Below are 12,457 nucleotides of genomic sequence, written 5' to 3'. Positions count from 1 at the left end.
CCCGTCCGCCTTCAGCTCTGCAGCATGTCCTGCCCGCTATTATAATGGTGCCAGGCCATGATCGCGGCGGCGCCGCGATGCGGGCGCCAGGCTTCGGCGAGATCACGGGTCAGCTTTTCGCTCGGCCGCTCGTCCAGGCCCAATATCCGTCCGACCGCGATCTGCACGGCCAGGTCACCGGCCGGCCAGATGTCGGGGCGGCCTTCGGCGAACAGCAGATAGATTTCCGCCGACCAGCGGCCGATCCCCTTGATCTGCACCAGTTGCGCGATCGCGACCTCGTCGTCGGCGGGCAAGGCATGCAGGTCCAGCGTGCCGTTCACCACCAGTTCGGCCAGGCTGCGGGCATAGCCCTGTTTCTGCCGCGACAGGCCACAGGCGCGCAACGTATCGAAATCGCGCGCCAGCAGCGCTTCGGGTGTGCAGCCCACGCCCAGTTCCGCCTCCAGCTTGCGCCAGACCGCCGCAGCGGAGGCGACGCTGACCTGCTGGCCGACGATGGTGCGCAGCAACGTCTCATAGCCCGGTTCGCGCACGCGCGGCACCGGATAGCCGACGCTGGCGATCGCGGCACCGAATGCCGGCTCCGCCGCAGCGATAAAGTCCAGGCTGACGCGCAATTCTTCCGCCGTGCTTACCATGTCCGCCCGTCCAGCCCTTGATTTCGCCGCCGCTGTCCGTCAGAGCGGCGGGGATAAGTCCAAAAGGGATGGGTAGATGCCGAAGCTGATCGTGGTCAACCGTGATGGTGCCGAACAGACTGTTGAGGGGGACAAGGGTCTCTCGGTGATGGAAGTCATTCGCGACCATGGCTTTGACGAACTGCTCGCGCTGTGCGGCGGCTGCTGCTCGTGCGCGACCTGCCATGTCTATGTCGACCCGGCCTTTGCCGACGCCCTGCCGGCGATGAGCGAGGACGAGAATGACCTGCTCGACAGCAGCGATCATCGCAACGAGACCAGCCGCCTGTCCTGTCAGGTCGTGCTGAGCGACGCGCTCGACGGCCTGCGCGTCACCATCGCGCCGGAAGACTGATTTCTTACTTCAGGGCCTGACCCGCAACGTCGCGGCCGGCGCATCGCCGGTCAGCGGCGTGATGGTCCATGTGATGCGCTTGCCCTCCGGCACGGTGGTCGCGCCATCTTCCTGATTCTGGCTGACGATCTCTGCATCGGTGGTCAGCGTGAACGTGCCATTGAGCGCCTTGGCGGCCGCGTCGCCCGATCCGCCACCCATGCCGGCCGGCCCCTGGCTCTTGTCGAAACCGTTGGAAAAGCCCGGTGCCTTCACCCGCACCCGGTCCGCCCCGCGCATTTCCACCGCGACGAAGGGCAGGACGATCTGCGCGTCGATGTTGAAGGGGAAGAGGAAGGCATGGTCCAGCCTTCCGCTGATCGCATAATCGATCGCGAATTTGTGATCGCCCAGATACTGGACCGACCGGAAGCCCTTTTCCTTGGTGAGCGCGCTCGCCATCGCCTGCATCTGGGCATCGTCGCCGCCGGCCTTGTCGAACTGGGGCGCGGCGGGCTCGGCGGGAGTCTTGCTCTGGCTCTGCGCCACCTTCTGCAACACGGCCTCCTCGCCCTCGGGCGGGGCGACGCCTTCCAGCGGATCCTCCTCCGCATCGCTGTTCAGGCCCCCCAGCGCCTTGTCCATGTCCGACGCCAATATCTCGCCCTTATAGGCAAAGGCGAAGCTGCGGTCGGCGCGGATGTCGAGCGTGGAGGTGAAATTGCCGGGGGTCACCAGGCATCCGGGCAGCATCAGCAGCGCCGCCAGTGCGCCCGCCGCGCGGGACAATAGGACCATGGCGAACCCCCGTTCGTCTGCGCGACCATGCGAGCGGGGCAGGGCGCCCCGCCCATATCGTCGCAAGATGGTGCCCGGCGGCCGCTTACCGGCTGGTGGCGGCGTACAGGGCGATCGCTGCCGCATTGGAGACGTTCAGGCTCTCCATGCGCGGGCTGATCGGCAGCTTAGCGATAATGTCGCAATGCGCCATGGTGTTGTGGCGCAGCCCTTCGCCCTCGGCGCCCAGTACCAGCGCGACACGCGATTCGCCGATCGCGTCGGCCAGCACGGTGTCGCAGTCGCCATCCAGGCCGATGCGCCAGTAGCCGGCTTCGGCAATCTCTTCGAGCGCGCGGGCCAGGTTCACCACCCGCACCCAGGGCACGGTTTCCAGCGCGCCCGACGCGGCGCGGGCCAGCACGCCCGATTCGGGCGGCGCATGCCGGTCCTGCGTGACGATGCACAGCGCGTCGAAGGCGGCGGCCGAACGCAGGATCGCGCCGACATTATGCGGGTCGGTCACCTGGTCGAGCACCAGGATCGGGCGCTGGTCGTCCCGTCCCTGTTCCAGCACGTCGCCCAGCCAGACATCGTCCAGCGGCTCGACTTCGGCGACGATGCCCTGATGCGGCGCGTCCGACGGCACCATGCGGCCCATGTCGGCGACGTCGGAATAGACGATCGGCAGCACGGGCGGCAGGTCGAGCGCGCCGATGGCTTCGCGCGTGCCCCAGATCTTGCGCACGATGCGGTTCGGGTTGGCGAGCGCGGCCGTGATGGCATGGCGCCCGTAGAAGCGGGGGAAGGCGCCTTTCGGCTTGCCGGTACGATGTCCTCTTTTCATGTTTTCGCTCTTTTCACATCACCCCATTGACAGGCAAGCCTCCATTCGCCATTGAGCCGCCTCCAGCGCGGCGGGACAGCAAATTTCCACCGCGTAGGGCACTGGACAGGTGGCCGAGTGGTTAAAGGCAGCAGACTGTAAATCTGCCCGGGTTTCCGTACGCTGGTTCGAATCCAGCCCTGTCCACCACTGCCCTCATCGGCGCGCCGCCTCTTTCGGGTTTCCGGTCCGCGCGCCGCTCCAGCCGAGCCCGTTACCGCAAGAGGAACGCCGCTTGGCCTGGGTCATTCTCGGCATTGCCGTATTCACCGAAATCATCTGGGCATTGAGCCTCAAATGGGCCGCCACTGTCGGCAGCTGGCAGGCATCGGCCGTGCCGATCGGCCTCAGCTTCCTCAACATGGGCTTGCTGGCGCTGGCGATGCGGGATCTGCCGGCGGGCACCGCCTATGCGATCTGGACGGGCCTGGGCGCCGTGGGCGTCATCATCGGCGGCATGATTCTCTATGGCGATCGGGTCAACATGGCCCAGATCGGTTTCATGGCGATGATCGTGATCGGCGTGGTCGGCACCAAATTGTCGGCCCAGGCGTGATTGCTACTCCTGATTCGCGTAACATGATTCGCCCGGTGGCCTGATCGCGGGATCGGGGCGTCGCGCCGCAGGCTTATTGCCGCAGCGCAACAAAAACGGCGCAAGTCCGTTTGTCTTCGGACAAGCCCCGTTCATTCTTCCCCGGTTACGCTCTCTCCCGCATGACTCTTGATCGCCGCGACCTCCTGATCCGCACCCTGGGCGGTGTCCTCGCCCTTGGCATCCCCCGCCGCGCGCTGGCGCAGGCCGACGTCGCCCGCGTCGATGACCTCATCGCGAAGATGACGCTGGAGGAAAAGGCCGGGCAGATGACCTGCCTGGCCGACAGCTTCCGCCCGTTCAACCCACCCAACCCGGCGGCCGGCATCCAGGACGAGAAGCGCCTGGCGGACGAGATTCGCAAGGGCCGGGTCGGCTGCCTGTTCAATGGCATCGGCGTTGCCGGCGGGCGCCGCGCGCAGGAAATAGCGGTCAAGAACAGCCGCCTGGGCATCCCGCTGCTGCTGGCCGGCGACGTGATTCACGGGCTCAAGACCATCTTTCCCGTGCCGCTGGGGGAGGCTTCCTGCTTCGATCCCTTGCTGGTGGAAAAGACCGCGCGAGTCATGGCGGTGGAGGCGACGGCGGCCGGCCTGCACCTGACCTTCGCGCCAATGGTCGATGTCGCGCGCGACCAGCGCTGGGGCCGGGTGGTCGAGGGCGCGGGCGAGGATGTCTATCTGACCGGCCTGTTGTCGGCGGCGCGGATTCGCGGCTTCCAGGGGCGCGACCTGCGCCGCGACGATTCGCTGCTCGCCTGCCCCAAGCATTTCGCCGCCTATGGCGCGGTTGCGGCGGGTCTCGAATATGGCAGCGTCGACATCAGTGACGAGACGCTGCGCGAAACCCATCTGCCGCCCTTCGGCAAGGCCTTTGCCGCCGGCGCGCTCACCACCATGGCCGCCTTCAACGAGATTAACGGCGTGCCCGCCACCGCCGACCGCGAATTGCTGACCGACATCTTGCGCGGCGAGATGCAGTTTCGCGGCTTCGTCTTCTCCGATTACACCGCCGACGAGGAACTGGTCGCCCATGGCTTTGCCGAGGATGAGCGTGACGCCGCCCGTCTCGCGGTGCTGGCCGGGGTCGACATGTCGATGCAGAGCGGCCTCTATATCCGCCACATCCCCGATCTGGTGAAGAGCGGCGCGGTGCCGATGGCGACGGTCGATGTCGCCGTGCGCCGCATCCTCTATGTGAAGACCGCGATGGGGCTGTTCGACAATCCTTATCGCTCGCTCGATGAGACGGTTGAGAAGGCGCGCATCGGCACGCCCGCCCATCATGCCTTGGCGCGTGAGGCGGCAGCGCGATCGGTGGTGCTGCTCAAGAATGACGGCGTGCTGCCGCTCGATCCCACCGCCGGGCAAAGGATCGCGCTGATCGGCCCGTTCGGCGAGGACAAGGCCAATCTCTACGGCCCCTGGGCCTTTTACGGCGATCCCGACAAGGGTGTCGACATCGCCACCGGCCTGCGCGCGGCGATGCCCGATCCCGCGAAGCTGACGGTCGAGCTGGGTTGCGCAGTCAACGGCCCGATCAAGGACGGGATCGCCCGTGCCGTCGCCGCAGCGAAGGCGGCGGACGTGGTGATCCTGGCAGTCGGCGAATCCCAGGCGATGTCGGGCGAGGCGCAATCGCGCACGATGATCGAGCTGCCCTCCTCGCAACAGGCGCTGGCCGATGCGATCGCCGCCACCGGCAAGCCGGTGATCGTCCTGTTGCGCCATGGCCGCGCGCTCGCTTTGCATGACGGTGTCGCCAATGCGCAGGCGTTGCTGGCGACCTGGTTCCTGGGGTCGGAAACCGGCCATGCGCTGGCCGACATCCTCTTCGGCAAGGTCGATCCCTCGGCCAAGCTGCCGGTCAGCTTCCCCTGGGAAAGCGGGCAGGAGCCTTTCTTCTACGATCGCAAGTCGACCGGCCGACCGACCGTGGACAATGGCAGTACCGAATATAAGGCGCGCTACGCCACCACCGATAACAGCGCGCGCTTCCCCTTTGGCCATGGCCTCAGCTACACCGATTTCGCCCTCAGCGACCTCAAGCTCTCCGACACCGCGCTGCGCTGGGACGGCGCGGTCGAGATCACCGCGCGCCTCACCAACAAGGGCAAGCGCAAGGGCAACGAGGTGGTGCAGCTCTATATCCGCGACCGCGTCGCCAGCCGCACCCGCCCGATCCGCGAACTGAAGCGCATCCAGCGCGTGACCCTGTCGCCGGGTGATTCCACCCAGGTCCGCTTCACCCTGTCGCGCACCGACCTCGAATTTGTCGGCGCCGGCAACCGCCGTATCGCCGAGCCGGGCCTGTTCGACCTGTGGGTCGGCCAGTCCTCGACCGGCGGCCTGCATGGCCAGTTCACCCTCTATGCGGCGGCGCCGGCCTCTCCGCCACCAAAAGGCTGAACTCTCCGATCCACCCTCTCTCATAGGAAAATCCGATCACTGTGACGGAATCGATTCGTTTCGATCCGTCGCCGCGCAGGACTACCCCTTTTCGCGCCTTGAACAGGCTGAACAGGACAGGGGAGAGAAACATGTCCACGACCCGCATTTCCACATTCGCTTTGGCGTGCGCGCTGCTCGCCAGCCCGGCGCTCGCCGCCGAAACCAAACCCGCCGCTGCCGCGCCCGCCGTCACCGAAAAGCCCGGCGGCATGACCAACAAGGACTGGTGGCCCAACCGCCTGGACCTCACCGCGCTGCGCCAGCATGAGGCGACCCGCGCCAATCCCTATGGCGCCGACTATGACTATGTGAAGGAATTCAACAGCCTCGACCTGGAAGCGGTCAAGGCCGACATCCGCAAGGTGCTGACGACCTCTCAGCCCTGGTGGCCAGCCGACTATGGCCATTATGGCCCCTTCTTCATCCGCATGGCCTGGCACAGCGCCGGCACCTATCGCGTCGGTGACGGTCGCGGCGGCTCGGACGGCGGCGAACAGCGCTTCGATCCGCTCAACAGCTGGCCCGACAATGTCAGCCTCGACAAGGCCCGCCGTCTGGTCTGGCCGATCAAACAGAAATATGGCCGGAAGCTCAGCTGGGGCGACCTCATGGTCCTCAGCGGCAATGTCGCGCTGGAGGATATGGGCTTCAAGACCGTGGGCTTTGCCGGCGGCCGCATCGACGCCTGGCAGCCCGACGTCGTCTATTGGGGCCCGGAAACCAAGATGATGGGGACCGAGCGCTCCAATCCCGACGGCTCGCTCAAGCGCTCGCTCGCCGCGACCACCATGGGCCTCATCTATGTGAACCCCGAAGGCCCCGGCGCCAATCATGATCCCAAGGGCGCCGCTGCCGACATCCGCCGCGCCTTCGGCAATATGGCGATGGATGACGAGGAGACGCTGGCGCTGATCGCGGGCGGCCACACCTTCGGCAAGGCGCATGGCGCCAAGAAGCCCGAAGAATGCCTGGGCGCGGAACCTGCCGCCGCCGGCATCGAGGATCAGGGCTTCGGCTGGAAGAACAAGTGCGGCAAGGGCAATGCCGAGGATACGCTGACCTCGGGCCTGGAAGGCGCCTGGTCGGCCACGCCGACCCAGTTCACCACCCAATATATCGACAATCTGCTGAACTTCGACTGGGTCAAAACCAAGAGCCCAGCCGGTGCAACCCAGTGGATACCGACCGATCCCGCCGCCGCGCAGATGGTCCCCGACGCGCATGTGAAGGACAAGCGGCACGCGCCGATCATGTTCACCACCGACATCGCGCTCAAGGAGGATCCCGGTTTTCGCAAGGTGCTGGAAAGCTGGCAGAAGGATCCCGAACTGTTCAGCAAGGCCTTCGCCCGCGCCTGGTTCAAGCTGACCCATCGCGATCTCGGCCCGCAGGCCCGCTATCTCGGCAAGGACATCCCGTCCGAAACCTATAGCTGGCAGGATCCGCTGCCCAAGGCGAGCTTCGCCCCCGTCAGCGCCGCCGATCAGGCGAAGCTGAAGGCGGCCGTGCTGGCGTCGGGCCTGACCGGGCCGGAACTGGTGCGCACCGCCTGGGCCTCGGCCGCGACCTTCCGCAGCACCGACATGCGCGGCGGCGCCAATGGCGCGCGCCTGCGGCTCGACCCGCAGCGGGGCTGGGCGGTCAATGACCCGACCGAGCTGAACAAGGTGCTGGCCAAGCTGACCGCGATCCAGAAGGATTTCGCCAAGTCCGGCAATCAGGTGTCGATGGCCGACCTCATCGTCCTCTCCGGCAACGCCGCGGTCGAGCAGGCGGCGCAGAAGGGCGGCTACAGCATCACCGTGCCGTTCACGCCGGGCCGGGTCGATGCCGCACAGGCACAGACCGATGTCGCCTCCTTCGCCTATCTGGAGCCCAAGGCGGACGGCTTCCGCAACTGGTATGGCCCCAGGGCAGAGGTCAGCCCGGCCGATGCGCTGGTGGACAAGGCGGATGCCCTCGACCTCACCGTGCCGGAAATGACCGTGCTGGTCGGCGGCATGCGGGCGCTCGGCGCCAATAGCGGCGGATCGAAGAATGGCGTGCTGACCACCCGTCCGGGCACGCTCAGCAACGACTTCTTCGTCAACCTGCTGACGATGGACACGGTGTGGAGCAAGTCGGCGACGCCGGGCCTCTATGACGGCAAGGACCGGGCCAGCGGCGCGGCGAAGTGGACGGCGACCCCGGTCGACCTGATCTTCGGCTCCAATTCCGAACTGCGCGCCGTGGCCGAAGTCTATGCCGAGGACGATGCGAAGGAGAAGTTCGTCACCGACTTCGCCGCCGCCTGGACCAAGGTCATGAACGCGGACCGCTTCTGAGGAATGAGCACCCCGGCGGCGCAGGGCGTCGCCGGGTTTTGCGTATCAGATTGGCAGGAAGCGACCATTAATAGCCATTCCTTCTCCGTTGAGGGAGAAGGATACGAAGCCTTGCCGCGTAGCGGTTAGGCGAAGTTGGATGAGGGGGATTGGGCGCTATGTCGGTCCATTTGCCCGAGCTTGCGTCCCCCTCACCCAGCTACGACTAGGCAGCAAGCTGCCAAGTCTGCGCACCCCTCTCCCTCAAGGGAGAGGGGTAAAGGGCGTCGGTTACCCACCCAATCCCCGCCTCTCCTTCTTTCTCCTCCGCGCTCTTCGCGGCTCTGCGCGAATAATGAATCACGCGGAGCCGCGAAGAGCGCGGAGAAAGGGTATGAAGGACTGAAACACAGTCTGGCGCTTAGCCGCTCCAAAACAGCGTTGCGCCATTTCGCATGCTGAATCTGCGCCAGCATCCGTCCGCCCTCAAAACCAAAAGGGCGCCGCGGTCTCCCGTGGCGCCCTTCCTGTATCAGAATTTGTAGTTCGCGCTGATCGTGAAATTGCGCGGGGCGCCGTAGCGATACTGGCTGAAGAAGCCCATCTGGCTGTAATATTTCTTGTCGAACAGATTGTCGACATTGGCCTGGAGCTGCAGCTGCTCGGTCACCGCATAGCGCGCCATCAGGCTGACCAAAGTATAGCCGTCCTGCTGGAAGCGGAAGGGTGCGGCCGTCACCGGGTTCAGCCCTTCCGAATAGGCCTTGGAGCGATAGTTGATGCCGCCGCCCACGCTCAGCCCGGTCAGCATGCCGGGCATGTCATAGGTGGTGAAGATCTTCAGCAGCTTGCGCGGCTGGTTGGTGTTGGCGGCCACGCCGTCGCCGTCCTCCGCCTTGAACTGGCTGTAGCTGGCATTGATGTTCCAGCCCGGCAACGGCTGGCCGGTCGCTTCCAGTTCGAAGCCCTTGCTGGTCACGCCCTCGGCCGCGACATAGGTCTGCTGCGGGCCGTTGGGGCCGATGATGACGTCGCCGATCTGGCCGACATTGTCCTGTTCGATGCGGAACAGCGCGATCGAGGTCTGCAGCGCGTCGCCAAAGAAGCGGCTCTTGAGGCCGATTTCATAGGCATTGCCATCGAGCGGATCGAGCAGTTGCAGGTTGCGGTCGAACAGATTCTGCGGCTGGAAGATCTTGGTATAGCTCGCATAGACGCGGTGGTTGGACGTCACGTCATAGAGCGCGCCGACATAGGGGATGAATACATTATCGTCGCCATAGTCGCTCGGCCCGCTCCAGGCGAAGCCCTTCTGCTTCCAGCTCGACAGGCGCCCGCCCAGGATGATCTTGAACGGGTCGGCGACGTTCAGGCGGAAGGCGCCATAATAGCCGGTCTGCTCGATCCGCTCCTGCTCGTTGCGCACCGCGTCGGTGCCCCAGATCGGCTCGGGGAAGTCGGCGCCGCCCGCGCCGATCACCGGCACATTGGTCGCCCAGCTGTTGAGGCCGGTGCCCCAGGCCGGGTTATTCTCCGTATAGGGCGCGACATAATTGTCGGTGTGGCGCTTCAATACGCTGTGCAGCGCGCCGACGACGATCTCATGGTCGCGGCCGAACAGGCTGACCGATCCCTTGAGCTGCGCGTCGATGCTGTTCTGCACGCTGTCGCTCTTCGACTTGTAGGGATTGCTCGACTCGATCGTGCCGGTCGCCTTGTCGACATTGCCGTAGAGATAGAGGAGCTGGGTATCGCCGGTGTTGCGCAGGCGGTTGTAATTGACCGTCAGGTTCCACTTCTCGCCAAATTCCTGACGGATGGTGGCGAAGATATTCTGGTTGGTGCTGTTCCAATAGGTCCAGTCGGCCGCCGTGCTCTGCGATCGGGCCAGGTCGGTGGTGGTGCCGTCGGTATAGAAGGTGGGCAGCGCGCCCCAGGTCGCGCCCTTGGGCTTGGTGTCCTGGTGGCTCATGCCGACACGGACCAGCGTGCTGTCGGTCAGGTCCGCATCGACCACGCCATAGAGCACCCACTTCTTCTTGTTCTGCAGGTCGATATAGCTGTCGCCTTCCTCATAGCGACCGACCAGTCGGGCACGGATGCGGCCGTCGCTGGTCAGCGCGCCGCCGACATCGGCCGACAGGCGCCAGGTGTTCCAGCTGCCGATGCTGGCATTGGCATAGCCGGTCCATTCGGTGGCGTCGGCATGTTTGCGCACCAGATTGACCGACGCGGACGGGTCGCCCGCGCCCGACAGCAGGCCGGTCGCGCCGCGCACGATCTCGACGCGCTCATAAATGGACACGTCGATGCTGGTCTCGCCATTGCCGCCAGCCAGCGTCCAGGCGGCGGGCACGCCATCGACCTGGGTGTTGCGGATTTCGAAGCCGCGGGCGTAGAAATTGTTGCGGACATCGTCGACCTCATTGGCGGACACGCCGACGCTGTTGACGATGACGTCCTTCACGCTGATCAAATTCTGGTCGAGGATGCGCTGCGCGGTCATCACGCTCACAGACTGCGGCGTTTCCTGGATGGTGAGGCCCAGGCCCGTTGCGGTGTCGATCTTGTCGGGCAGGGTATAGGTGCCGGTGACGATGATCTGGTCGTCGCGATTGTCTTCGGCCGGTGCGGCATTGGTCTGTGCAGCGACGGGAAGGGCGACGGCGCAGAGCGCGGCGCCTGCGAGCCAGTGATATTTCGACAGCATGATGGACCCCTATTCTTGGACGCAGGAAATTGGGCGTCGTCCTAGGGGATGTTGCGAGGCAATCGCAACAAGAATGCGAATGCCTCGCAGTGTCAATTTTGCGCAAACTATGCGAATATTTCCTGTCGTGGCAATATTGCCACAGCCCCTATTGGTGGAGGGTGGGTGATGCACTCGACGGCGTCCAGCCTGCCGGTCATCCAGTCTGCCGGTCATCCAGTCTGCCGGTCGTCCAGCATCCGCGATCCGTTGTCCGCGGGCAAGTGGTCTCAGGATTGTTTCAAGTCAACATGGCCGATTGGCAAAAATAGAAAATCGGAATTTGTTCCACGGATTTGATGATTTTTGTTTCACAATAAAAGATCGTTCCATGACAAAGTTCGGGGTCAATCTATAGCTGGTGGGGACCAAGTGTGAGTCGCTAATGATTGCGATATTGCTCATCGGTTCGTCGCATCAACCACTCATCTGGCCTGCGCAACACGGACTCCACATGGGTTGTTCATGTGGCAGAAAGCCGGACACGAACAGGCAATATGTCTGGCGCATCCCACGGCGCCAAGACGTCAAAATTTATGAAGGTCAGAAGAAGGGGGTTCTGACGGCTCGAAACGCCACCAGGCGGCCGCCGTCGGACGACAAGCTGCAATGCTGCAGGCCCGACCGAACAAGAAGTGAAGGAGCAGCGTGATGCCTATCATGTCCAAAAACCAAAAATATCTTGTGATGCTTGCCCTGCTGGCCGGGGCTGCCCCGGCCGCCGTCGTGGCGCAGGATCAGGCCCAGGACGCGCAGCAGGAGGCCCCGGCGGCCGATGTGTCGGCCAGCGTTGCCATGCCGGCCGCCGAACTGACGGAAGGGCCTGAGGTCAAGGGCATCATCTCCGCGCGCAGCGGCGACCGGATGCAGGTGACCGCCGCCGACGGCAGCAAGAGCGTCATCACTATCAATGACGACACCAAGATCAGCGCCAGCAAGGGGCTGTTCGGCCTTGGCCGCGACCATCTGGCCGCGACATCGCTGCTGAACGGCCTGCCGGTGACAGTGAAGACCCTGCAGGCCGGCGAAGGGCTGCTCGCCAGCAAGATCGCCTTGCAGAACAAGGATCTCAAGACCGCGTCGATGATCAACAACGGCACCGCCCAGCGGTTCGACGAGCAGACCGCGGCGACCGAGGCGCTGCGTGGCCGCATGGGCGAGATCGACCAATATAATGTTAAGGGCACGACCAACGTCAATTTCGACACCGGCAAGGCGGTGCTGTCGGCCCAGGCGAAGAATGATCTGTGTGCTGCCGCGACTTCGGCCAATGGCATGAGCAACGCGCTGTTGCTGGTCGTGGGCTATACCGACTCCACCGGCGGCGAGGAGCTGAATCAGGAGCTCAGCGAAAAGCGTGCCTCGCGCGTGGTCAATTATCTGCAGCAGGCCTGCGGCTGGAAGCCCTATCGCATGCTGACGCCGACCGGCATGGCCGAGGCCGATCCGGTGGCCAGCAACGACACGGCCGAGGGCAAGGCACAAAATCGCCGCGTCGCGGTCAACATCCTCGTCAGCAAGGCCGTCGACGGCATCTGACCTTTGCGGGGTGGGCCTTTGGTCCACCCCGTTTTCGCGCCTCGGGCACGGCATTTCGCAAAAATTTCCTATTGCAAAGTCGTGGCTGCGGACCGGCAGTGGCGCAAATGCGTCCCCCGCGACACTATATATTTTGCAGTTTTC

9 protein-coding genes and 1 tRNA gene are annotated in these 12,457 nt (G+C 64.6%); 6 read left to right on the top strand and 4 right to left on the bottom strand.

The genetic code is table 11. The features are described 5' to 3' along the window. Window positions 1-11: 11 nt before the first annotated feature. Window positions 12-641, bottom strand: a complete 630-nt coding sequence (locus tag N6H05_RS24745) for a DNA-3-methyladenine glycosylase family protein (protein WP_284112133.1) — start codon at window positions 639-641, stop codon at window positions 12-14. 76 nt (window positions 642-717) lie between these two features. Here N6H05_RS24745 and N6H05_RS24740 point away from each other — a divergent pair, with 76 nt between their 5' ends. Further along, window positions 718-1,035 (top strand): 2Fe-2S iron-sulfur cluster-binding protein, encoded by a 318-nt coding sequence (locus N6H05_RS24740; RefSeq protein WP_004210272.1) that lies wholly within the window; start codon window positions 718-720, stop codon window positions 1,033-1,035. A 9-nt stretch (window positions 1,036-1,044) separates the two neighbouring features. On the opposite strand, the gene N6H05_RS24735 is transcribed toward N6H05_RS24740, so the two are convergent. Both N6H05_RS24735 and rlmB read right to left on the bottom strand, forming a co-directional pair. Then, entirely contained in the window at window positions 1,045-1,812 is a 768-nt protein-coding gene (locus N6H05_RS24735) for a hypothetical protein (protein WP_284112132.1), read from the bottom strand. A gap of 85 nt (window positions 1,813-1,897) precedes the next feature. After that, on the bottom strand, window positions 1,898-2,638 hold the full coding sequence (rlmB, locus tag N6H05_RS24730) for a 23S rRNA (guanosine(2251)-2'-O)-methyltransferase RlmB (RefSeq protein WP_284112131.1): 741 nt from the start codon (window positions 2,636-2,638) through the stop codon (window positions 1,898-1,900). Window positions 2,639-2,741: 103 nt separating this feature from the next. On the opposite strand from rlmB, the gene N6H05_RS24725 reads away from it, so the two are divergent. The 4 genes from N6H05_RS24725 (at window position 2,742) to katG (ending at window position 8,046) form a co-directional block, all read left to right on the top strand. Continuing rightward, a tRNA-Tyr gene (locus N6H05_RS24725) sits at window positions 2,742-2,827 on the top strand. Between the two features lie 85 nt (window positions 2,828-2,912). Further along, window positions 2,913-3,233 carry a DMT family transporter gene (locus tag N6H05_RS24720; RefSeq protein WP_017499387.1) on the top strand — a complete coding sequence of 107 codons (321 nt, stop codon included), beginning with the start codon at window positions 2,913-2,915 and terminating at the stop codon, window positions 3,231-3,233. Window positions 3,234-3,394: 161 nt separating this feature from the next. Beyond that, the gene (gene bglX / locus N6H05_RS24715; RefSeq protein ID WP_284112130.1) at window positions 3,395-5,680 is read left to right on the top strand and encodes a beta-glucosidase BglX; all 2,286 of its coding nucleotides are present in this window, start codon (window positions 3,395-3,397) and stop codon (window positions 5,678-5,680) included. A 131-nt stretch (window positions 5,681-5,811) separates the two neighbouring features. Next, on the top strand, window positions 5,812-8,046 hold the full coding sequence (gene katG / locus N6H05_RS24710) for a catalase/peroxidase HPI (protein WP_284112129.1): 2,235 nt from the start codon (window positions 5,812-5,814) through the stop codon (window positions 8,044-8,046). A 511-nt stretch (window positions 8,047-8,557) separates the two neighbouring features. Here the strand turns inward: katG and N6H05_RS24705 are convergent. Next, window positions 8,558-10,735 (bottom strand): TonB-dependent siderophore receptor, encoded by a 2,178-nt coding sequence (locus N6H05_RS24705; RefSeq protein ID WP_284112128.1) that lies wholly within the window; start codon window positions 10,733-10,735, stop codon window positions 8,558-8,560. 690 nt (window positions 10,736-11,425) lie between these two features. Here N6H05_RS24705 and N6H05_RS24700 point away from each other — a divergent pair. After that, window positions 11,426-12,313, top strand: a complete 888-nt coding sequence (locus N6H05_RS24700) for an OmpA family protein (RefSeq protein ID WP_284112127.1) — start codon at window positions 11,426-11,428, stop codon at window positions 12,311-12,313. Window positions 12,314-12,457: the final 144 nt, after the last annotated feature.

The sequence above is a fragment of the Sphingobium sp. WTD-1 genome (assembly GCF_030128825.1).
In the GTDB taxonomy this organism is placed as follows: domain Bacteria; phylum Pseudomonadota; class Alphaproteobacteria; order Sphingomonadales; family Sphingomonadaceae; genus Sphingobium.
Note: the sequence above shows the minus strand (reverse complement) of the source record. Positions and strands in the feature narration are given on the sequence as shown.